Annotated in this window: 21 protein-coding genes and 1 riboswitch; of the genes, 14 read left to right on the top strand and 7 right to left on the bottom strand. The window is 78.0% G+C overall.

Annotation, left to right across the window (positions count from 1 at the left end; translation table 11 throughout):
• Positions 1 to 25 precede the first annotated feature (25 nt).
• On the top strand, positions 26 to 1,198 hold the full coding sequence (locus ACRYMN_RS15325) for a fumarylacetoacetate hydrolase family protein (protein WP_432496800.1): 1,173 nt from the start codon (positions 26 to 28) through the stop codon (positions 1,196 to 1,198).
• Complete coding sequence (locus tag ACRYMN_RS15320; RefSeq protein WP_432496798.1) at positions 1,195 to 2,148, top strand: C-terminal binding protein; 954 nt, start codon at positions 1,195 to 1,197, stop codon at positions 2,146 to 2,148. Before ACRYMN_RS15325 ends, ACRYMN_RS15320 begins: the two co-directional genes overlap by 4 nt.
• A gap of 3 nt (positions 2,149 to 2,151) precedes the next feature.
• Here ACRYMN_RS15320 and ACRYMN_RS15315 read toward each other — a convergent pair whose 3' ends face one another.
• Positions 2,152 to 2,583, bottom strand: a complete 432-nt coding sequence (locus tag ACRYMN_RS15315) for an SRPBCC family protein (protein ID WP_432496796.1) — start codon at positions 2,581 to 2,583, stop codon at positions 2,152 to 2,154.
• A gap of 249 nt (positions 2,584 to 2,832) precedes the next feature.
• On the opposite strand from ACRYMN_RS15315, the gene ACRYMN_RS15310 reads away from it, so the two are divergent.
• A complete protein-coding gene (locus tag ACRYMN_RS15310; protein WP_432496793.1) occupies positions 2,833 to 3,108 on the top strand; it encodes a hypothetical protein in 276 nt (91 codons plus the stop codon).
• Between the two features lie 12 nt (positions 3,109 to 3,120).
• Here ACRYMN_RS15310 and ACRYMN_RS15305 read toward each other — a convergent pair whose 3' ends face one another.
• Positions 3,121 to 3,810 carry an SDR family oxidoreductase gene (locus tag ACRYMN_RS15305; protein ID WP_432496790.1) on the bottom strand — a complete coding sequence of 230 codons (690 nt, stop codon included), beginning with the start codon at positions 3,808 to 3,810 and terminating at the stop codon, positions 3,121 to 3,123.
• 67 nt (positions 3,811 to 3,877) lie between these two features.
• Between ACRYMN_RS15305 and ACRYMN_RS15300 the strand changes: the two genes are divergently transcribed.
• Together ACRYMN_RS15300 and ACRYMN_RS15295 are read left to right on the top strand one after the other, a co-directional pair.
• Positions 3,878 to 4,273 (top strand): MerR family transcriptional regulator, encoded by a 396-nt coding sequence (locus ACRYMN_RS15300; RefSeq protein ID WP_432496788.1) that lies wholly within the window; start codon positions 3,878 to 3,880, stop codon positions 4,271 to 4,273.
• A gap of 55 nt (positions 4,274 to 4,328) precedes the next feature.
• A complete protein-coding gene (locus ACRYMN_RS15295) occupies positions 4,329 to 5,402 on the top strand; it encodes a right-handed parallel beta-helix repeat-containing protein (protein WP_432496786.1) in 1,074 nt (357 codons plus the stop codon).
• A gap of 79 nt (positions 5,403 to 5,481) precedes the next feature.
• Here ACRYMN_RS15295 and ACRYMN_RS15290 read toward each other — a convergent pair whose 3' ends face one another.
• From ACRYMN_RS15290 to srmL, 3 genes are all read right to left on the bottom strand, one after another.
• Positions 5,482 to 6,264 (bottom strand): GAF and ANTAR domain-containing protein, encoded by a 783-nt coding sequence (locus ACRYMN_RS15290; protein WP_432496784.1) that lies wholly within the window; start codon positions 6,262 to 6,264, stop codon positions 5,482 to 5,484.
• 88 nt (positions 6,265 to 6,352) lie between these two features.
• On the bottom strand, positions 6,353 to 6,868 hold the full coding sequence (locus tag ACRYMN_RS15285; RefSeq protein WP_432496781.1) for a hypothetical protein: 516 nt from the start codon (positions 6,866 to 6,868) through the stop codon (positions 6,353 to 6,355).
• Positions 6,869 to 6,996: 128 nt separating this feature from the next.
• Positions 6,997 to 8,169 carry a PheS-related mystery ligase SrmL gene (gene srmL / locus ACRYMN_RS15280; protein ID WP_432496779.1) on the bottom strand — a complete coding sequence of 391 codons (1,173 nt, stop codon included), beginning with the start codon at positions 8,167 to 8,169 and terminating at the stop codon, positions 6,997 to 6,999.
• Between the two features lie 316 nt (positions 8,170 to 8,485).
• On the opposite strand from srmL, the gene ACRYMN_RS15275 reads away from it, so the two are divergent.
• The 3 genes from ACRYMN_RS15275 (at position 8,486) to ACRYMN_RS15265 (ending at position 12,147) form a co-directional block, all read left to right on the top strand.
• Entirely contained in the window at positions 8,486 to 9,007 is a 522-nt protein-coding gene (locus ACRYMN_RS15275) for a P-loop nucleotide/nucleoside kinase family protein (RefSeq protein ID WP_432496776.1), read from the top strand.
• A 158-nt stretch (positions 9,008 to 9,165) separates the two neighbouring features.
• Positions 9,166 to 11,529, top strand: a complete 2,364-nt coding sequence (locus ACRYMN_RS15270) for an EAL domain-containing protein (RefSeq protein WP_432496774.1) — start codon at positions 9,166 to 9,168, stop codon at positions 11,527 to 11,529.
• 9 nt (positions 11,530 to 11,538) lie between these two features.
• A complete protein-coding gene (locus ACRYMN_RS15265) occupies positions 11,539 to 12,147 on the top strand; it encodes a YdeI/OmpD-associated family protein (RefSeq protein WP_432496772.1) in 609 nt (202 codons plus the stop codon).
• 27 nt (positions 12,148 to 12,174) lie between these two features.
• On the opposite strand, the gene thiE is transcribed toward ACRYMN_RS15265, so the two are convergent.
• Positions 12,175 to 12,855, bottom strand: coding sequence for a thiamine phosphate synthase (gene thiE / locus ACRYMN_RS15260; RefSeq protein WP_432496769.1), 681 nt, complete (start codon positions 12,853 to 12,855; stop codon positions 12,175 to 12,177).
• A 32-nt stretch (positions 12,856 to 12,887) separates the two neighbouring features.
• Positions 12,888 to 12,997: riboswitch (TPP riboswitch) on the top strand.
• Here thiE and thiO point away from each other — a divergent pair.
• The 6 genes from thiO to ACRYMN_RS15230 all read left to right on the top strand — a co-directional run bounded on the left by thiO (position 12,987) and on the right by ACRYMN_RS15230 (position 18,522).
• Entirely contained in the window at positions 12,987 to 14,123 is a 1,137-nt protein-coding gene (gene thiO, locus ACRYMN_RS15255) for a glycine oxidase ThiO (RefSeq protein WP_432496767.1), read from the top strand. Its footprint overlaps the riboswitch before it by 11 nt.
• A complete protein-coding gene (gene thiS / locus ACRYMN_RS15250; RefSeq protein ID WP_432496764.1) occupies positions 14,120 to 14,365 on the top strand; it encodes a sulfur carrier protein ThiS in 246 nt (81 codons plus the stop codon). Before thiO ends, thiS begins: the two co-directional genes overlap by 4 nt.
• Positions 14,362 to 15,171, top strand: a complete 810-nt coding sequence (locus ACRYMN_RS15245; protein WP_432496762.1) for a thiazole synthase — start codon at positions 14,362 to 14,364, stop codon at positions 15,169 to 15,171. The genes thiS and ACRYMN_RS15245 overlap by 4 nt, the downstream gene beginning before the upstream one ends.
• 50 nt (positions 15,172 to 15,221) lie before the next feature.
• A complete protein-coding gene (moeB, locus tag ACRYMN_RS15240; RefSeq protein ID WP_432496759.1) occupies positions 15,222 to 16,370 on the top strand; it encodes a molybdopterin-synthase adenylyltransferase MoeB in 1,149 nt (382 codons plus the stop codon).
• Between the two features lie 129 nt (positions 16,371 to 16,499).
• On the top strand, positions 16,500 to 17,177 hold the full coding sequence (locus tag ACRYMN_RS15235) for an ANTAR domain-containing protein (RefSeq protein WP_432496756.1): 678 nt from the start codon (positions 16,500 to 16,502) through the stop codon (positions 17,175 to 17,177).
• Between the two features lie 43 nt (positions 17,178 to 17,220).
• Complete coding sequence (locus ACRYMN_RS15230) at positions 17,221 to 18,522, top strand: GAF and ANTAR domain-containing protein (protein WP_432496753.1); 1,302 nt, start codon at positions 17,221 to 17,223, stop codon at positions 18,520 to 18,522.
• A gap of 15 nt (positions 18,523 to 18,537) precedes the next feature.
• Here ACRYMN_RS15230 and ACRYMN_RS15225 read toward each other — a convergent pair whose 3' ends face one another.
• Positions 18,538 to 20,403: a CheR family methyltransferase gene (locus ACRYMN_RS15225; RefSeq protein ID WP_432496823.1), complete on the bottom strand. Its 1,866-nt coding sequence runs from the start codon at positions 20,401 to 20,403 to the stop codon at positions 18,538 to 18,540.
• Positions 20,404 to 20,464 lie beyond the last annotated feature (61 nt).

Raw genomic sequence — 20,464 nt, 5'->3', positions numbered from 1 at the left:
CGCGGCCACGGACGGGGGAGGAACGATGGACCTGGGCACCCACCGCGACGCGGTGCTGCCGCGCGACGCCGCCGCGGCCACCCTGGTGGCGCGCGTGCACGACCCGGAGGTCGGCGGGCCGTGCGTGGCCGCCGTGCGCGGCGAGGACCTGGTGGACCTGACGGGCCTGGTGCCCACGGTCTCGGCGCTGCTGGAGCGCGAGGACGCCGTGGACCTGGTGCGCTCGGCGCCCGGCGGGCGCACCTGGCCGCTGGGCGGGGTGCTGGACGCCACGCTGGCGCGCCGGCGCGGCGCGGCGCACCTGCTGGCGCCGGTGGACCTGCAGGTGCTCAAGGCCGCGGGCGTGACGTTCGTGCGCAGCATGCTGGAGCGGGTCATCGAGGAGCGCGCCGCGGGCGACCCGCTGCGCGCCGAGGAGGTCCGCGCCCGCCTGGCCGGCGTCGTCGGCGGGGCGGTCTCCTCGGTGGTCCCCGGCTCGCCCGAGGCCGCGCGCGTGAAGGAGGTGCTGCTCGCCGAGGGGCTGTGGTCGCAGTACCTGGAGGTGGGCATCGGCCCGGACCCGGAGGTCTTCACCAAGGCGCCGGTGCTCTCCGCCGTCGGCGTGGGCGCCCACGTCGGCGTGCTGGAGCGCTCGACGTGGAACAACCCCGAACCCGAGGTGGTGCTGGCGGTCACCTCCCGCGGCCGCGCCGTCGGCGCCACCCTGGGCAACGACGTGAACCTGCGCGACCTGGAGGGCCGCAGCGCGCTGCTGCTGACGGAGGCGAAGGACAACAACGCCTCCTGCGCGATCGGCCCGGTGCTGCGGCTGTTCGACGACGGGTTCGGCGTGGACGACGTGCGCCGCACCGAGGTGTCCCTGCGGGTGGAGGGCCCGGAGGGTTACGTGCTGGAGGCGAGGAGCTCGATGGCCGAGATCAGCCGCGACCCGCTGGACCTGGTCGCCCACGCGTGCGGGCGCCACCACCAGTACCCGGACGGGTTCGTCCTCTTCACCGGCACGATGTTCGCCCCCACCGACGACCGGCACCGGCCCGGGGAGGGTTTCACCCACGCCCGCGGCGACGTCGTCGCCGTCTCCGCCGAGCGCCTGGGGACCCTGGTGAACACCGTCACCGCCTCCGAGGAGGCGCCGCCGTGGGAGTTCGGCATCACGGCCCTGATGGGCAACCTCGCCGCGCGCGGGGTGCTGCGGTGACGCGCGTGGTGGTCACCGACCACGCCTTCACCGACCTCGAGCGCGAGCGCGCCGCCGCCGAGCGCGCCGGCGCGGAGTTCTCCGAGCACCGCTGCCGCACCGAGGCCGAGACCGTCGAGGCCGTCGCCGGCGCGGACGTGGCCCTGGTGAACTTCGCCCCGGTCACCGCCGCGGTGCTGCGCGCGATGGCTCCCGGCGCCACCGTCGTGCGCTACGGCGTGGGCGTGGACAACGTCGACCTCGACGCCGCCCGCGCCGCCGGGGTGGCGGTCGCCAACGTGCCCGACTACGGCAGCGAGACCGTCGCCGACCACGCCACCGCCTGCCTGCTGGCGCTGCTGCGCAAGCTGCCGCGCTTCGACCGCGCGGTGCGCGAGCACGGCTGGGTGGACCCGGCGAGCCTGGCGCCGCTGCCCGGTTCGCGCTCGACCACCGTGGGCCTGGTGGGCACCGGGCGCATCGGCTCCGCCGTCGCCGACCGCCTGGCCCCCTTCGGGTTCACGGTGCTGGCCCACGACCCCTACGCCGACCCCCTCGCGCTGGCCGCGCGCGGGATCGGCGCCGTGGGCTTCGAGGAGCTGCTGGAGCGCTCGCACGCGATCTCGCTGCACCTGCCGCTGACGGGCGCCACCCGGCACCTGCTCGACGCCGCCGCGTTCGCCCGGCTGCGCCCGGGCGCGGTGCTGGTGAACACCGCCCGCGGCGGCCTGGTGGACACCGACGCCCTCGTCGAGGCGCTGAGCAGCGGGCGCCTGGGCGGGGCCGCGCTCGACGTCACCGACCCCGAGCCGCTGCCGGCGCACTCGCCGCTGCGCCGCCTGCCCGGGGTGCTGCTGACCCCGCACGCGGCGTACTTCTCCGACGACTCCGTCGCGGACCTGCAGCGCCTGGCCGCCGAGGAGACCGCCCGGGCGCTGGCCGGCGAGCCGCTGCGCTGCCGGGTGGCGTGAGGCTCACGCCCCCGCGGGGCCGCCGGCGCCCCCGGCGGCCCCGGCCTCGACCACCTGCTTGAGCAGCGCGAGGTCGGCGTTCACGCGCTCGGCGTCCTGCTCGAACTCCTCCTCGCTCGTGCCGGGCGCGCGGCGCAGCGTGAACACCACCTCGCTGCCCGCGCCGTCCGCGACCACCCGCAGCGGCACGTGCACCCGCTCCCCGGAGGGCGTGGTCACCACGTGGTCCAGGACGCCGTGCTCGTTGAGGGGGGTCATCTCCAGGCGGGCGCGCCCGTGCGGGGTGAGCACGGACCACGCGCCGTCCTCGTGCACCAGCGGCCCGCCCAGGCCCGGCGCCCACAGCGGCAGGTTGGCCGGGTCCGAGGCGAAGGCGTACACCTCGGCCACCGGCCGGTCGACGTGGACGCTGAGGTGGCGGGAGCGCTCGGTCACGGCGGGAGCGTGCCAGCGCGCTCCGCGGCGCGCCAGGCCGCGGGGCGCAGGCCGTGGGGCGCGAGGCCGTGGGGCGACCGTGGCGGTGTGGCGCACGCGACACCCCGCGCGGGTCGGGGAGGGGCCCGCGCGGTGTTGTGCAGGGGGTGGGACCACCCGGTCCGGCCGTCCGGCGCGGCCGCACCGGGCAGGCGGCTCCGCAGGAGCGCGTCCCGCCACCCCGACGAGCACGACGAGCGAGGCACGCGCATGAGCACCCCCGAGACCCGCGAGACCCGTGACACCCGCGAGCTGTGGGACCGCGTCGAGCGCTGGCGCGCGCACCCGCGCACCGCCGGCCGGCTGCCGGACCTGCACCGGCTCACCCGCGAGGACCTCCACGACCACGCGGTGCGCGCCGCGACGGTCGTCGCGCTCGCCGGGCTCGGCACCGACCGGCTCACCGCGCTGCTGGACCTGCGCGACGCCCTGGCCGGCGGGGCGCTGGAGGAGTGGGCGAACGCCTGGGCGCGCGAGGCGGGCTGACGCCGCTGCCGCTCAGGTCGTCAGGAACCGCGCGTAGAACGTCCGGGGGTCCTCGGCCAGGGAGGCCTTGACGTCGGCGCTCCACTCGTCGACGACCACCTCGAGGTCGCCGGCCTCGACGGCGTCCAGCGTGCGGCGGACGACGACGGCCGGGTCGGTCTTCGGGCCGTCGAACCCCGCGGCCATGTCCGTGTCCGCCAGGCCCAGGTGCACGGAGGTGACCTGCGTGCCCTGCCCGGCCAGCTCCAGGCGCAGGGCGTTGGACATGTTCCAGTTCGCGGCCTTGGAGACCGCGTACGCCCCCGAGCCCGGGAAGGCGAACCAGGACAGCGCGGAGGCGACGTTCACGACCGTGCCGCCGCCGTTGGCCGCGAGCACGGGGGCGAAGGCGCGCACCACCGACAGCGTGCCCCAGAAGTTCACGTCCATCTCGGCGCGCACGCCGTCGAGGTCGCCGAGCAGCGTGGCGCCGGTGGAGATGCCGGCGTTGTTGACGAGCAGGTCGACGTCGGTGGCCAGGGCGGCGGCCGCGGCGACGGCGTCCGGGTCGGTGACGTCCAGGGCGATCGGGTGGGCGCCGGGCAGGTCGACGCTCTCCGGCCGGCGGGCGGCGGCGTAGACCTTCGCCCCCCGCTGGAGCAGTTCGGCGGCGAAGCGGCGGCCGAGGCCGCGGTTGGCCCCGGTGACGAGTGCGGTGGTCATGGCCGCTACGTTAAGACCTGACGCCGACGTCAGGGTCAAGTCCGGGACCGGGCGGGGAGGAGGACGCGTGCGCATCGGGGAGGTCGCCGCGCTGGCGGGGGTCAGCGTCCGCGCGCTGCGCTACTACGAGGAGCAGGGCCTGCTGAGCGCCGAGCGCAGCGCCGGCGGGCAGCGCCACTACCCGCCCTCGGCGGTCGAGCGGGTCAGGTTCATCCAGAACCTCTACGCCGCCGGGCTCGGCAGCAGGGCCGTCCTGCGGATCCTGCCGTGCATGGAGCACGGCGTGCTCACCGACGAGATGCACGAGCGGCTGCTCGCCGAGCGCGCCCGCGTGCAGGAGCAGCTCGAGGAGCTGACCGCCACGCGCGACAAGCTCGACGAGGTCATCCGGCTGGGCCAGGCGCACCGCGCGGACCCGGCTGCCTGCGCCGGAGCACCTGACTCCGCGCTCGCGGGCCGCTAGGCTGCACGTCGTCACCACGGCAGGTCCGGGAGCCGCAGTTCGAGGGAGAACGCGCGTGGAGGACGTCACGAGGGTGCTCGCCGCCGCGGTCGTGCTGCCGCTGGCCCTGCTGGCCGCGCCGGTGGCGTCGGCCGCCGCACCGGCCGCGCCGATCACGTGCGGGGCCGAGGTCTCCGGCACGGTCGTGCTGACGGAGGACCTGACCTGTCCGGGCACCGCCCTGGTGGTGACGGAGTCCGGCACCACCATCGACCTCGACGGGCACACCGTGCGCCGCCGCGCGGGCTCGTCCGGGGACGGTGCGCCCGGCATCCGCATCGGCTTCGACCGCTTCGAGGACGCCGGCAGCACCGTCACCGACGTCAGCGTGGGCGGCGGCAGGGTCGAGGGCTACTCCCGCGCGGTCGAGGCCGCCCACGTCGCCCGCACCGGCATCACCCGCCTGCGCAGCGACGGCGCGGTCAGCGCCGCGCTGTTCGACGGCTTCAGCGTGCGCGACTCCCGGGTGCGCGGCGTCTCGGCCGTCGACGGCGACCTCCTCGTCGTCGAGCGCAACCACCTGCCAGAGGGCGCGAGCGCGCAGGCGGTGCTGGAGGTGCGGGTGCTGGGCAACGCGATGGGGTCCGGTGGCGCCTTCAGCGAGACCGCGGGACTGCGCTACGCCGGCAACCGCGTCCGCGGCGGGGCCGGCCTGTCCCTGGGCGAGTTCACCTTCGAGGTCGTCGTGGAGCGCAACACCTTCACCGGCACGCGCAACGGCGTGGTCCTCAGCGGCGCCCGGCACGAGAACACCGCCCTGCGGCACAACCGCGTCCGGGACACCCGCTCCGCCGGCATCCACGCCGACCGGACCTTCCAGGGCTACGACGGCATCGTCGTGGAGGGCAACCGCGTCACCGGCAGCGGCTACCAGGACGTGCCCGACGAGCAGGGCGAGCCCGCCCCGGACGGCATCCTGGTCTCGACGCCGTACGTGCCGGAACGCGCCGGCCTGACGCTGCGCGGCAACGACGTGCGCGGCAGCGCCCGGTACGGCATCAACGCCGCCGGGGTCGTCGACGGCGGCGGCAACCGCGCCCGCCGCAACGCCGCGAGCCCGCAGTGCATCGGCGTGGTCTGCGCGCAGTAGCGCCGGTACCGCGGCGGAGGCGGCGGTGCCGGCGACCCCGCGCCCGCTGGACGCCCGACGCGCCCCGGCCGCCGGGCCGTCACCGCTCGCCGCGGCGGGCCTGGCCGGTGGACGCGGTGGGCAGCTTCCCGGTGCGCACGAGGTCCTCGGCGACCAGGTGCAGCTTGCGGTTGACGTCCTGGCTGGTGCGCACCAGCACCGCGAACGCCACCTCGGCGCTGATCCCCAGCCGCTCCATGAGGATGCCCTCGGCCTGCCCGATCACGGTGCGGTTCACCGTCGCCCGGGTCAGCCCCTCGATCTCCACCGCCGCCGCGAGCGCGACCGCGCCGTGGCTGGCCACCAGCAGCCCCCAGTGCTCCGACTCGTCGTCGAACGCGCCGGGGCGCGCCGCCAGCACGTTGAGCGCGCCGAGGTCCTGCCCCCGCACGAACAGCTGCAGGCACAGGGCGCTGCGCACCCCCACCTCGCCCCAGCGCCGCGCCAGCTCCGGCCAGCGCGCCTCGCCGGCCAGGTCGTCCACGCGCACCGTCTCGTGCTCGTACATCGCGTCCAGGCAGGGGCCCTGCCCGACCTCCTGCTGCAGCTGGTCGAAGCGGCGCGGCACCTCGCCGGTGACGGCGGCGGACGTGATCTCCCGGCGGCGGTGCACCAGGCTGACCGAGGCGTGCTCGGCGCCCGGGACGAGCTGCACGGCCCAGTCGACGACGTGCTGCATCGTGGCCGGGGCGTCGAGCTGCTGCTGCAGGTCGCGCGCCAGCCGGCTCAGCTGGACCGCGGCCGACCCGGTGGGGGTGCCGCGCGCCGGGGGACGTCCGCGGGCCTCCTCGCGGTGCCGGTCGGAGCCGGACGGGGTCTCCATGCCTGCGATGCTGCCCAGCCGACCTCCCGCGGCGCCAGGACCGGTGCGCGCCGACACCTGACCGGAGACGGCGGTCGTGCGCGCGCGATCACGGTGGACGGGGTGCGTCGGGGACGTCCGGGCCGCCGACGGGCAGGACGAGGGTGCGGTGCGACTCGGGCAGCCCGGCCTGCCGCCAGGAGACGCTCACGCGCACCCGGCCGTCGGCGGGCAGCTCGTCGACCCAGCAGCGACCCTCCATCGAGAAGCGCACCTCGCCGGTGGCCCGGTCCTCGTGCGTGCGCACCGCCCACGGCGCCGGGTGCACCTCGTCGTCGAGGTCGCCGATCGCCACGCGCAGCACGGGCCGCGAGCCGAGGTCGGGCCTGCCGCCCGCCGGGTCGAGGGGTTCGCGGAACTCGGCGGACACCTGGCGCCGCGCGGCCTCGGCCTGCACGCCCTCGGCGCGCACCAGCACGTGCAGCGCCAGCCCGGCCGGCTCGGCGTGGGCCTGCACGTGGTCCAGCTCCGCGCGGATGCCAGGTGCCTCGCCCAGCAGCAGCGGGCCGTGGACCCTCGCACCGGCGTCCCGCGGTGCGGGGGCGGGAACCCAGCGGCGCTTCACGGCGCCAGCGTCGCCGCGACCGCGCGCGGGCGCAACGCCCCCGGGGTCCCGGCGCGCGGTCCCGCGTCAGCGACGGGGGCGGCATCAACGCCGACGGGGTCCCGCCGCGGCGGGACCCCGTCCCGGGCTCACCCGCAGGCCCACTCCGTGACCGGCCCGCGGTGCACGGCGGCGTAGACGCGGTCGCGCAGCCGGTTCGCCTCCTCGTCGGTCAACGTGCGGCCGAGGGGGCGCAGCACCACCCGCAGCAGCACGTTCACCTGCCCGGGCCGGGTGCCCAGCCGCTCGCGCACCGCCGGCGGCAGGTCCTCGTGGGCGGTGGAGGCGAGCACGTCCACCGATTCGAGGTCCTCGGCGGCGCCGCCCAGGGCGGTGCGCACGGCGTCGCCGAGCAGTTCCGCGTCGACGTCGCCGTCGGTGACGACGGACAGGTCCCGGCGCACCGGGGGCCGGTGCGAGACCGGCCGCCAGGGCAGCAGGTCCTGCAGCTGCGCGGCCACCCGCGGGTCGTCCGAGCGCAGCAGGCGGATGTCGTCGATGCCCTTGCGCAGCATCACGGCTCGGTCCAGGCCGGTGCCCAGCGCCAGCCCGCCGACGCGCGCCGGGTCCAGGCCGGCCCCGGCCACGACGTGCTCGGCGATCAGGCCGCACTCGGCCAGCTCGACCCACCCCGCGTCGGTGCGCACGTCCACCTGCACCCCCTCGCGGGTGTAGGGGTGCACCGCCGGGGTGGTGCGCCACTCGGCCCCCGGCAGCACGGCCCGCACCACCACGGCCACCGTGCGCCGCAGGTCGTCCGGGCCGGGCAGCGCGCCGGGAGCTTCGACGATGCGCCACAGGTTCACCTGGTGCGGCGTGCCCACGTGCAGGCGGTCGATGCTGTCGCGGCGGTGCACCACCCCCGGCAGCGCCAGCAGCACGTCGAGCCGGCTCCCGGGGTCCGCCACGGCCGCACGCGCGGCCGCCAGTTCCCGCAGCACCAGCGGCACGCCCGCGCTGGTGTGGCTGCGCAGCATCACGTTCTCGGCGACGTAGCGGCTGTAGCGCGCGTCGCGGGTGACGTCACCGGGTGCGTACCCCAGCCGGTCGTAGTTGTCCTCGACCGCGACCAGGGGGTGCAGCCGACGCAGCCGCAGGTCGCAGCCCCACTCGCCGACGAGGGCGGCCAGCACCTCGTCGAGCAGCAGCTGCACCGCGTGCGGGCCCTGGGCGGGGTCGGTCAGGCCGCGCAGCTCCAGCGCCGCGAGCAGGTCGCGCGCGGGCAGCAGGGCGGAGCGCGGGGGAGGGACGGAGGTGTTCACGGGGTTTCCTTCGCGTGGTCGGTGCGGGGAGGTTCCACCCCCGGCCGACGGCCCCGTGAGCGGCTACCGGCAGACCTCGGCGCCCTCACGGCTGCTCAGCAGCCGAGGGCGGGGAAAGGAGGTCGTGAGCCGGAGCACGGACCCACGGTAGCGCGCACCGCCCCCACCGTCACCGCCGTGCGAGGCGGCCGCGGTCCCGCGAGCGCACGGGTGCGCGGGTAGCGTGGATGGGCCGTCCCCCCGTCGGAGCCCCGGTGCCCGGAGCGTCCTCGTGCCCCCTCGCCTCCCCCCTGCCTCCACCGCCACGCTCTTCCTGATGGTCGGGCTGCCCGGCGCCGGCAAGACCACCCTGGCGCGGGAGCTGGCGAGGTCGCGCGGTGCGCTGCGCCTGACCCCCGACGAGTGGCACCGCCCGCTGCTCGGCGAGTCCCTGGACGGCGGCGGCAGGCGCGACGTCCTGGAGGGCCGGCTGATCACGGTGGCGCTGCGGGTGCTGCAGCTGGGCACCGGCGTGGTGCTGGACTTCGGCCTGTGGAGCCGGGACGAGCGCTCGGCGCTGCGCCGGCTGGCCGGGGAGGTCGGCGCGTCCTGCCGGGTCGTGCACCTGCCCGTCGCACCGGACGTGCAGCTCGCCCGCATCGCGCAGCGCTGGGCGAGCGCGCCCCACGAGAACTTCCCCATGCCCGCCGCCGACGTCGCCGCCTGGCGCGAGCGCTTCGAGGCCCCCGGGCCCGACGAGCTCGCCGGCGCGGACGTGCCCGGCCCGCCGCCGGGGTGGTCCACCTGGCTGGCGTGGGCGCGCGAGCGCTGGCCCACGCTGGAGGTGGGGACGACCTGAGGCCCCGGTGCGGGTGCACGTGCCCGCGGGAGCGCGGGCCGCTGCCGCCCGACGGGTGGTCCTCCTTCAGCGGCGCCCCCGGCGCGTCGATGCCCCTGTGCAGGTGCCCTCCAGCCGCAGGTGGCCCGCGCACCGACGCCCGGGAGGAGGACGAGACCGTGATCGACAGCCGCGTGACGCTGGCCGTCTTCTTCGGCACGGGCGGCGTGCTGCTGCAGGCGGTGGCCGCGAGCGGCGCCTGGGGCGGGGTGGACCGGCCCCTGACGGCCGTGCTGGGCGCTCTGGCGCTGCTCGTGTGCGCCGGGCTCGTGCGCGCGCGGCGCCTGCCGGTGCCCGCCGCGCACGTGCTGGTCCTGTCCAGCACCGGGGTGATCGCGACGGCGGTGCACGCCGCCGGCGGGGGCCTGCCCAGCGCGGCGGTGGCGATGTTCACCGGCTGGGTGGTCGTCTACGGCGCGCTCTTCCTGCCGCGGCGGCAGGCGGTGGTCCACAGCACCGCGGCGCTGGTCGTCACCTCCCTGGCGCTGCGCGCGGGGCAGCCGCCGGGCTCCGCCGCGCTGCACGTGGTCCTGCTCGTGGTCATCACCGCCTCCACCGGCGCGATCACGGGGCTGCTGACCCGGCGGACCCGGCTGCTGGCCACCACCGACGCGCTGACCGGCCTGCTCGACGAGCGCGGCCTGGCGCAGGTCGTCGCCCGCGACCTCGCCGCCGCCGACCCCGAGCGCCCGGGGGCGCTGGTGCTGCTGGACCTGGACCGCTTCGGCGAGCTGAACCAGGCGCTGGGCCGCGACGGCGGCGACGAGCTGCTGCGGCAGGTGGCCCGCGCCCAGCTGCGCACCACCGGCCGGCTCGGCGCCGTCGCCCGCCTGGGCGGCGACGACTTCGCGGTGTGGCTGCCGCGCCTGCCGCAGCCGGTGCGCGGCGGCGCCCCCGGCGTGGACCTGAACCGCCTGGTGGAGGAGGTCACCCGCGGGGTCGGCGGCCCCTTCGCGGTGGACGGCATCGACGTCGACGTCGACGTCACCCTTGGCGTGGTGCTCGCCCCGCAGCACGGCACCGACCTGACGACCCTGCTGCAGCGCGCCGACACCGCCCTGCACGCGGCCCGGCGCGCCGACCGCCCCGCCGCGCTGTGGGAGGCGCAGATGGACGAGCGCAGCGCCGGGGAGCTGCAGCTGCAGGCGCAGCTGCGCACCGCGGTGGCCGAGGGGCAGCTGCGCGTGCACTACCAGCCGCTCGTCGACGCCCACAGCCGGCGGGTGCGCGGGGTGGAGGCGCTGGTGCGCTGGCAGCACCCCGAGCGCGGGCTGCTGCCCCCCGGCGCCTTCCTGCCCCTGGCCGAGCGCACCTCGGTGATCGTGGGGCTGACGGACCGCGTGCTGGGCGAGGCGCTGGAGCAGGCCGCGACGTGGGCGCGCCGCGGGCGCCCGCTGCGCGTGTCGGTGAACCTGTCCGCCCGCCTGCTCGCCCACGAGGGGCTGGCCGAGCAGGTGCGCGCCCACCTCGAGCGCGCCGGCGTGCCCGCGCACCTGCTGGCGCTGGAGGTCACCGAGTCCGCGGTGACCGCCCAGCCGCGCCGCGCCGCCGCGACCCTGGCGCAGCTGCGGGCGCTGGGGGTGCGCATCGCGCTGGACGACTTCGGCACCGGCTACACCAGCCTGGCGATGCTGCAGGACCTGCCCCTGGACGAGCTGAAGGTGGACCGCCGCTTCGTCGCCGGTGCGCTGCGCGGCGGCGGGGACGAGGCGATCGTGCGCGCCGTGGCGCAGCTGGCGCAGCGCATGGACCTGGAGGTGGTCGGCGAGGGGGTGGAGGACGAGGCCACGCGCACGCTGCTGGCCGAGATGGGCTACGACCTGCTGCAGGGCTACCACTTCAGCCGCCCGGTGCCCGCCGAGCAGGTCGAGCTCCTGGACTTCACCGCGTCCACCCCGGCGCCCGCGTCCGCGTCCGAGGGGCCCGCGCCCGGCGCGCCGGACCCGGCGGCGGAGCGCGCCCGCGCCCGCTCCGCCGACCGGCACGCCGCCGCCGCGGGACCGGAGGACCCGGTGCTGCGCGAGCTGAGCGCCATCGCCGCGCGCGTGGCCGAGGTCCCCGCCGCCGCGGTCACTTTCGTCGGGGAGCGGGAGCAGCACGTCAGCGCCACGGTGGGCCTCGCGCCCTTCACCGGCCCGCGCGAGCGCAGCTTCTGCCGGCACGCCCTGGACGCCGGTGAGCTGCTGCAGGTGCCCGACACCACCCTGGATGCCCGCTTCCGCGACCTGCCGATGGTCACCGGCGGCCCGCGGGTGCGCTTCTACGCCGGCGCCCCCGTCACCGACGCCGCCGGGCACCTGCTGGGCACCGTGTGCGTGCTCGACCAGCGACCGCGCACGCTGAACAGCACCCAGCAGCAGACGCTGCGCGCGCTGGCGCGCGCCGCCGGCGCGCACCTGGGCTCCCTGGCGGCCCCCGCCCCGCCCGCCGTCCCCGCCCCGGCCCCGGGCGGTGTCGGCGGTGGTGTCGGGGGCGGCACCTAGCGTGGAGCCGTGACCGGGAGCGGGGAGCTTCAGGAGCTGGTCGTCGCGGACGCCGCCGCGCTGCGCGCGTGGCTGCTCGAGCACCACGCCACCTCGCCGGGGGTGTGGCTGGCGCTGGGCCGCAAGGGGGGCACGGTCACGTCGCTGACGTGGCAGCAGGCCGTGGACGAGGCGCTGTGCGTGGGCTGGATCGACGGGCAGGGCCGCAGGCGCGACGAGCACACCTCGCTGGTGCGCTACACCCCGCGCGGGCCGCGCAGCGCCTGGTCGCAGCGCAACGTGGCGAACGTGGCCCGCCTCGAGGCCGAGGGCCGGGTGCTGCCGGCGGGCCGCGCGGCGGTGGCCGCGGCGCAGGCCGACGGGCGCTGGGCGGCCGCGTACGCGCCCCCGTCGGAGGCCGAGGTGCCGGACGACCTCGCCGCCGCGATCGCCGCCGACCCGGCGGCGCGGGCGATGTTCGAGGTGCTCACGAGGACGAACCGCTACGCCCTGATCCACCGCCTGGGCTCGGTGAAGCGGGCCGAGACCCGCGAGCGCCGCATCGCGCAGTTCGTCGCGATGCTCGCGCGCGGTGAGACCCCGTACCCGCAGCGCGCCCGGCCCGCACCGCCGTCCTGACCGCGCCCGGCTCAGCCGGCGGCCGGCTCAGCCCGCGGCCGGTCCCGGCAGCGCGCGCAGCAGCGCCGCGACGGCCCCGGCCGGGTCGTCCGCCTCCGTCACGGCCCGCACCACGACGACCCGCCGCGCGCCGGCGTCCACGACCTGCTCCACGGTGGACGGGTCGATGCCGCCGATGGCGAACCAGGGGGTGGCGCCGGCGCTCGCGGCCGCGTGGCGCACCAGCTCCAGGCCGGTGGCCGCGCGGCCGGGCTTGGTCGGGGTGGCCCAGGTGGGGCCCACGCACGCGTAGTCCACGTCCGCGTCGGCCACCGCGGCGTCGAACTGCGCCGGGGAGTGCGTCGAGCGGCCGATCACCGTCGCCGGCCCCACCAGGGGCCGCGCGGCCGCCGGCAGCAGGTCCCGCTGGCCCAGGTGCAGCACGGGCGCGCCGGCGGTGGCGGCCACGTCGGCGCGGTCGTTGACGGCGTGCAGGCGCCCGTGGCGGGCGGCCGCGGCGGCCAGCACCTGCAGCAGCTCCAGCTCCTCGGCCGCCTCCAGGTGCTTCTCGCGCAGCTGCACGACGTCCACGCCGGCGGCCAGCACCGCGTCGAGGAACTGCTCCAGGTCGCCCTCGCGCCGGCGCGCGCCGGTGCACAGGTACAGGCGGGCGGCGCGCAGCGCCGCCCGCGGGTCGGTGGTGGCGGGGGTCCCCGGGGCGCTCGGCACCCGCGCGAGTGTGCCAGCAGCCGCAGGTAGGGTGAGCGCACCACGGGAGCCCGGGATCGCGGGCTGAGAGGGCGAGCGCACTCGCCGACCGTCGAACCTGCTCCGGGTCGTGCCGGCGGAGGGAGGGTGCCGTGCTGACGTGCGACGTCGTCGTCCTGGGGGGCGGCGTGGTGGGCACCGCGTGCGCGTGGCGGCTGGCCGAGCGCGGCCGCTCCGTGGTCCTGGTCGACCCCGACCCCGGCGAGGGCGCCTCCCGCGCCGCCGCCGGGATGCTGGCCCCCGTCAGCGAGCTGCACCACGGCGAGCACGACCTGCTGGGCCTGGGGCTGCTGGCCGCGGAGGGCTTCGCCCGCTACGCCGCCGAGGCGGCCGCCGCCTCCGGCTCGCCCGTCGCGCACCGCGCCTGCGGCACGCTCGTGGTGGCCCTGGACGCCGGCGACCGCGCCCGCCTGGCCGACGTGCGCCGCACCCAGGAGCGCCTCGGGCTGGACGTGCGGGCCCTCAGCGGGCGGGAGTGCCGGCGCCTGGAGCCGCTGCTGGACCCGGCCGTCTCCGGCGGGACCCTCGTGCCCGGCGACCACCAGGTGGACCCGCGCTCGCTGCTGCGGGCGCTGCGCACGGCCGCCGGGCGCCGCGGTGTGCAGGTGCTGCCCGCGCGGGGGGAGGTCCTGCGGGTGGGCGGGCGCGCGGTGGGCGTGCGCCTGGCCGGCGGCGGGGAGGTGCGCGCGCCGCTGGTGGTGCTGGCCACCGGGGCGCGCGCGCAGGCCCACGCGCCGGTGCGCCCGGTCAAGGGGCAGGTGGCGCGGCTGCGCATGCCCGAGGGGGAGCACGTGCTGCAGCGCACCGTGCGCGGCGTCGTGCGCGACCGCGACGTCTACCTCGTGCCGCGCGAGGACGGCGAGCTCGTCGTCGGCGCCACCAGCGAGGACCGCGGCTTCGACGAGACCGTCACCGCCGGCGGCGTGCACGACCTGCTGCGCGACGCGCAGGCCCTCGTGCCGGCCGTGGCGGAGCTGGAGCTGGTGGAGGTGCTGGCGCGCTCGCGCCCCGGCTCGCCCGACAACCTGCCGCTGATCGGGTTCGGCGAGGTGCCCGGGCTGCTGCTGGCGGTGGGCCACCACCGCAACGGGGTGCTGCTGTCGGGGGTGACGGCCGACGCGGTCGCCGACCTCGCCGACGGCGTCGAGGTCCCGCCCGAGGTCGCCGCGTGCGACCCGGGCCGGTTCGGAGCGCGGGCCGCGGCCCGCGAGGAGGTGGGGGTGCGGTGAGCGGGTTCGAGCGGGCGGTCCTGGCGGAGCAGCTGGAGGTGCTGGTGAACGGCGAGGCGCTGCGCGTGCCGGACGGCGCCAGCGTCGCCGACGTGGTGGCGGCCTTCGCCCCCGGGCTGGAGGCCGGGCGCGGCACGGCGGTGGCGCTGGGCGAGGAGGTGGTGCCCGCCGGGGCGTGGGGGTCCACGCCCGTGGCGGCGGGGGACCGCCTGGAGCTGGTGCGGGCGGTGGCGGGCGGGTGAGCGCGCCGACGCTGCGCGCCACCGCGCACGACCCGCTGACCATCGCCGGGCGGGAGTTCACCTCCCGGCTGATCACCGGCACCGGCGGCGCCGCCAACCACGACGTGCTCGAGCGGGCGCTGCGCGCCTCGGGCACGGAGCTGACCACGGTGGCGCTGCGCCGGGTGGACCCCGCCGCGCGCGGCTCCCTGCTCGACGTGCTCGAGCGCGCCGGCGTGCAGGTGCTGCCCAACACCGCCGGGTGCCGCACCGCGCGCGAGGCGCTGCTGACCGCGCGCCTGGGCCGCGAGGCGCTGGGCACCGACTGGGTGAAGCTGGAGGTCGTCGCCGACGAGGAGACCCTGCTGCCGGACGCCGTCGAGCTGCTCGACGCCGCCGAGCAGCTCGTCGACGACGGCTTCACCGTCCTGGCCTACACCAACGACGACCCCGCGCTGGCCCTGCGCCTGGAGCGCGCCGGCTGCGCGGCCGTGATGCCGCTGGGCGCGCCCATCGGCACCGGCCTGGGGATCCTCAACCCGCACAACATCGCCCTCATCGTCGAGCGCGCCTGCGTGCCCGTCGTCCTCGACGCCGGCATCGGCACCGCCTCCGACGCGGCCCTGGCGATGGAGCTGGGCTGCGACGCGGTGCTGCTGGCCACCGCCGTCACCCGCGCCCACGACCCGGAGCTGATGGGCACCGCGATGCGCCACGCCGTGCTGGCCGGGCGCGCCGCGCACCTGGCCGGGCGCGTCCCGCGGCGCGCGCTGGCGCAGGCGTCCTCCCCCTGGCAGGGGCTGGCGCAGTTCGGGGAGGGCGCGTGAACCCCCCGTCCCCCGCGTCCCCCCCGTCCCCCGCGTCCCCCGGCCCCCTGGTGGAGCCCGCCGCGGAGCTGACCGGCGAGGAGCGCGCCCGCTACGCGCGCCAGCTGCTGCTGCCGGGCGTCGGCGAGCTGGGCCAGCGGCGCCTGAAGGCCGCGCGCGTCCTCGTCGTCGGCGCCGGCGGGCTGGGCTCCCCGGCGCTGCTGTACCTGGCGGCCGCCGGCGTGGGCACCCTCGGCGTCGTCGACGGCGACGACGTCTCGGAGTCGAACCTGCACCGGCAGGTGCTGCACGGCACCGCCGACGTCGGCCGGCCCAAGGTGGACAGCGCCGCCGACGCCGTGGCGCGGCTGAACCCCCTCGTGCGGGTGGTCACGCACCCGGGGCGGCTGACGGTCGAGAACGCCCTGGAGGTCGTCTCCGGCTACGACCTCGTCGTGGACGGCTCCGACAACTTCGGCACCCGCTACCTCGTCAACGACGCGTGCGTGCTGGCCGGGGTGCCGTGGGTGTGGGGGGCGGTGCTGCGCTTCGACGGGCAGGTCGCGGTGTTCTGGGACGGGCGCGGGCCCACCTACCGCGACCTCTTCCCCGCCCCGCCGCCGCCGGGCACCGTGCCCTCCTGCGGCGAGGCCGGCGTGCTGGGCGCGGTGTGCGCCGCGGTGGGCTCGGCGATGGTCACCGAGGCGCTCAAGCTGATCACCGGCGCCGGGCGCAGCCTGCTCGGGCAGGTCCTCGTGCACGACGCCCTGGCGGGCACGTGGCGCTCCCTGCGCCTGGCGCCGGACCCGCGCCGCGCCCCGGTCACCGCCCTCGAGCCCGTCGAGGGGGCGCCGGACCGCGAACCCTCCCCCGAGGCGGCGGGCGCCGACGGGGCGGACGCGCCGGACGTGCCGGAGGTCGAGGCCGCCGAGCTGGCGCACCGCCTGCGCGAGCGCGCTGCCGGCCGCGACGGCTTCGTGCTGGTGGACGTGCGCGAACCCGACGAGCACGCCGCGCACGCCATCCCCGGCTCGGTCCTGGTGCCGCTGGCCGAGCTGCTCGCCGACCCCGCGCGCGTGCCGGCGGGGCAGCCGGTGGTGCTGCACTGCGCCGGCGGCACCCGCTCGGCGCGGGCGCTGCGCGCGCTGCGCGGGAGCGGCCGCGACGACGTCGTGCACCTGCGCGGCGGCATCGCCGCCTGGGACGCGGCGGGCGCGTGACGCGCCGCCGGCGAGACGGCCCGCCGCCCCGCCGCTAGCCTCCCCCCACGGGCGGCGGCCCGCGGTCGCACCCCGGCCGCGCCCGCCGGCCCCGCCGGCCCGCCTGTCCCCGGAGGGGAGGATCGACGCGTGGACCCGCTGACCGAGCAGCCCGCGGTGGAGACCGGCTGCGAGCTGCCCGTCCTGCTGGACACGGCCCGCCGCGACGCGGCCGAGCTGCGCGCCGAGCTGCACGAGGCGGGCGAGGCGGTGCGCTCGCTGGCCGAGGACCTCGCCGTGGCGCGCGCCCGCAGCACCACCGCCGCCGAGCGCAGCCGCGCCGCCGCGGCGAGGGCGTGCGCGGCCGTCGAGCGCGCCCAGGAGCTGAGCGCGCAGGTCGCCGAGCGGCTCCGGCGGGCCGAGGCGGTGCGCGCCGGGGCCGCCGCGCGCGCCGAGGCCCTGCACGTCGAGGTCGAGCACCTGACCACCGCCCTGCGGCGCCGGCCGTTCGTCGAGCACGTCGTCGGCATGGTCATGCTCAGCCTGGGCTGCGACGCCGACGCCGCCTGGCGCGCGCTGTCGGTGTTCTCCCAGCACACCAACCGCAAGGTGCGCGACCTCACCGACGCGCTGGCCGCCCGGGTCGCCGCCGGTGAGGACCTGCCCGAGGAGCTCCTGGCGGCGCTGCGCCTGCTGCACGCCGCGGAGCAGGCCCGCGAGCACGCCCCCGACCGCGGGGAGGGCCGTGGGCAGGACCGTGCGCGGGGCCGCTCCCAGCGCCGGCGGCCGCACGACGGGCGCGCGAGCGGGTCGGCCCCGGTACCCTGACCCCGCACCCAGCAGCGGTGCTCGCACGAGGCCGGGAGGCGACGTGAGCAGCCAGGGGGACGAGGCCGTCCGGTCCGCGGGCCGGGCGGGGGCGGGCACCCGCGACCCCGAGCTGCTGCTGGAGCGGTTGCAGGTGGTCAGCGAGGAGCTGGCCGTCGCCGACGACGAGCTCGCCGCCCAGCAGCGCGAGATCGACGACCTGCTGGCCCGCGAGGTCGCCGCCCGCGAGGTGCTGGCCACCGTCGTCGCCAGCGTGCCCGTGCCGTTCCTGAGCACCGGCGCGGCCGGCGCGGTGACCAGCGCGAACCGGGCGGCCGCCGACCTGCTGGGCGTGCCGGCCCCGCGCCTGGTCGGCAAGCCCGTGCAGGCCTTCGTCGTCCCCGCCGACCGCTCCCGCGCCCGCACGCTGCTGTCCACCGCCGCCACCCGCGGCAGCGCGGCGGGGGAGTTCACCCTCGCCCCCCGCCACGGCGCACCGGTGGCGGTGCGCGTCGTCGTCACCGCCGCCGCGCCGCGCACCGCGCCCGCCGCGGCGCTGACCTGGGTCCTGGCGCCGCGCGGCACCGACACCGGCGAGCGCGCCGACCGCGACGCCGAGCAGGCGCTGCAGGCGGTCGCGGGCCTGGCCGCCCTGCCCGTCGGCGAGGCCGGCACGCACGAGGTGCTCGCCGCCGTCGCGGCGCTGGCCACCCGCGCCCTGCCCGGCGCCTCGTGGTCCAGCGTGCTGCTGGGCGACCCGCGCTCGCCGCGCGAGAGCGCCACCGACTCCGAGCAGGCGCAGGCCTTCGACGGCGCCCAGTGGAGGGCCGACCAGGGCCCGTGCCCGCAGGCGTGGGCCGACGCCGCGCCCGTCACCTGCACCGACGTCACCGCCGACCCGCGCTGGCCGGCGCTGGCCGGGCCGGCCGCCGCCACGGCGGTGCGCGCCGTCCTCGCGCTGCCGCTGCGCATCGAGGAGGAGGTGGTCGGGGTGCTGGGCGTCTACGGCCCCGCCGGCGCCGACCTCACCGGCGCGCGCGACCTCGAGCGCGCCCTCGTCTTCGCCCGCGCCGCCGAGGCGGTCCTGCAGGACCTGCGCCGGGTGGAGGAGCTGCGCTCCACCGCCGAGCACCTGCGCACCGCGCTGGGCTCGCGGGCGACGATCGACCAGGCGAAGGGGGTCGTCGCCGCGTGGATCGGCTGCGGCGTCGAGGAGGCCTTCACCGCCCTGACCACCCTCAGCCAGGACCGCAACGTCAAGGTGCGCGACCTCGCCGCGCTCGTCGTCGCCGACCCCTCGCGCCGGGAGCTGGTGCCGCTGCTGGCCGCCGCGCACGAGCGCGCGCAGCGGCGCGCGGCCGGCTGAGGCGCCGGGGCGGCCTCAGCGGGCGTCGGGCTCCGGCCCCTGCTGCTCCATGACGACCAGCGCCCCGGCGGGGGTGCCGGGGGCGCCGGCGAGGGCGACGACCGACACCTGCACCCGCACGGGGCGCCCGCGCCGGTTCACCGCGTCCAGCACGGCCTTCGACTCCTCCCCCTCCGCCAGCGCCGCGCGCACCGCCGGGGCCACGGCGTGCAGGGGCAGGCCGATGTCGAGGTTGAGCAGGTGCTGGCCGGCGGCCTCGTCGGCGCGCACCCCCCACAGGTCGGCCGCCCACGCGTTCCACACCGTGACGCGCATGTCGGCGTCGACGACGGCGACGCCGACGCGCAGGCCGGCGAAGACGCCCTCCATGTAGGCGTTCAGGGCGCTGACCTCGTCGGTGCGCAGCCGCAGCTCGTGGTTGGAGCTCTGGAGCTCGTCGTTCATCGACTGCAGCTCCTCGTTCATCGTCTCGAGCTCCTCGTTGGTCGAGTGCAGCTCCTCGTTGGTGGTCTCCAGCTCCTCGACGGTGGACTGCAGCTCCTCGTTGGTGGTCTCCAGCTCCTCGTTGGTGGACTGCAGCTCCTCGTAGGCGGTCTCCAGCTGCCGGTGCGCCTCCTCCAGCTCGTCCTGCAGCTGCCGCGAGCGGCTGACGTCGACGAAGACGACCGCCGTGCCCAGCACGTGCCCCTGCGGGCTGCGCAGGGGCACGACCTGCACGTCGAACCACTGCGGCGGGGTGCGCGGGCGCTGCACCTGCACGTCGCGGATCCACACGGTGCGCCGCTGCGCGTGCGCCTGCTCCACCGCCGAGCGCAGCTCCACCGGCCGGTAGGAGACCTCCAGGTCCTGGAAGGGGCGCCCCGCGTCGGCCGCCGTGGTGCCGAACAGCGCGTCCGCGCGGTGGTTAGACAGCACCACCCGCCCGGCCTGGTCGAGCACGATCTGGGCGAGGGGGCTGGCCGCCAGCGCCTCCGCGCGCAGCCCCGCGTCGTCCGCGGAGGAGGCGTGGGGCACCGGCACCGCCGTGGTCGTGCGCGCCGACGGGCGCGCGGCGCCCAGCCGCCGGAACAGGCGGTTCTTCAGGTCCACCGGGGCGAACAGCGCGCTCTGGCTCAGCAGCATCTCCGCCTTGCCGAGGAAGAGCACCCCGTCGGGCTGCAGCGAGTAGTGCAGCCGCTCGGCGATGCGCGCCTGCGCCTCGGCGGTCAGGTACATGAGCGTGTTGCGGCACGTCAGCAGGTCCACGTGCGAGATGGGCGCGTCCTGCACGAGGTCGGCGCGGCCGAAGATGACCGAGCGGCGCAGGTCGGGGCGGAAGACGTACCGGTTGCCGTGCTGCTCGAAGTACTTCTCCCGCAGCTCCGGCGGCAGGCTGCGCACCTCGCGCTCGGCGTAGGCGGCGGTGCGCGCGTGGGCGAGGGCCTCCTCGTCGACGTCGGTGGCGTAGATCTTCACCCGCTCGCGGAACGCCTCCGGCCCCAGCGCCTCGGCCAGGCAGATCGCGATCGTGTAGGCCTCCTGCCCGGAGGCGCACCCCGCGCTCCACGCCCGCACCGGCCCGCGGGGGCGCCGCTCCAGCAGCGCCGGCAGCAGGTCGGTGCGCAGCCGCGCCCAGGCGTCGGGGTCGCGGAAGAAGGAGGTGACGTTGATGAGGACGGTGTTGAACAGCGCCGTGAACTCCTCGCCGTCCACCTCCAGCAGGTCGCGGTACTCCTCGTAGCGCGCCACGCCCGCGTCGCTCATGCGCCGACGCACCCGCCGTTCCAGGCTGGGCCGCTTGTAGCCGGTGAAGTCGAACCCGCGCGCCTCCTTCAGGTGCTGCAGGAGGTCCTCGAACTCCTCGGCCGTCCCGGGCGAGCCGGTGCCGTCCGCGCCGCCCACGCCGTCCGCGCCGTCCAGCGCGCTCGCGCCCGGCGCGCCGTCCACGCCGTCCACCTCGTCC

It is taken from the genome of Kineococcus gypseus (assembly GCF_050871305.1).
GTDB lineage: Bacteria > Actinomycetota > Actinomycetes > Actinomycetales > Kineococcaceae > Kineococcus > Kineococcus gypseus.
This window is presented reverse-complemented; position numbering and strand designations above follow the sequence as displayed.

Excerpts from the sequence above, each read along its gene's own strand:
- ACRYMN_RS15325 (WP_432496800.1), top strand. The coding sequence starts at position 26 with ATGGACCTGGGCACCCACCGCGACGCGGTGCTGCCGCGCGACGCCGCC.
- ACRYMN_RS15310 (WP_432496793.1), top strand. The coding sequence starts at position 2,833 with ATGAGCACCCCCGAGACCCGCGAGACCCGTGACACCCGCGAGCTGTGG.
- ACRYMN_RS15305 (WP_432496790.1), bottom strand. The coding sequence starts at position 3,810 with ATGACCACCGCACTCGTCACCGGGGCCAACCGCGGCCTCGGCCGCCGC.
- ACRYMN_RS15290 (WP_432496784.1), bottom strand. The coding sequence starts at position 6,264 with ATGGAGACCCCGTCCGGCTCCGACCGGCACCGCGAGGAGGCCCGCGGA.
- ACRYMN_RS15275 (WP_432496776.1), top strand. The coding sequence starts at position 8,486 with ATGGTCGGGCTGCCCGGCGCCGGCAAGACCACCCTGGCGCGGGAGCTG.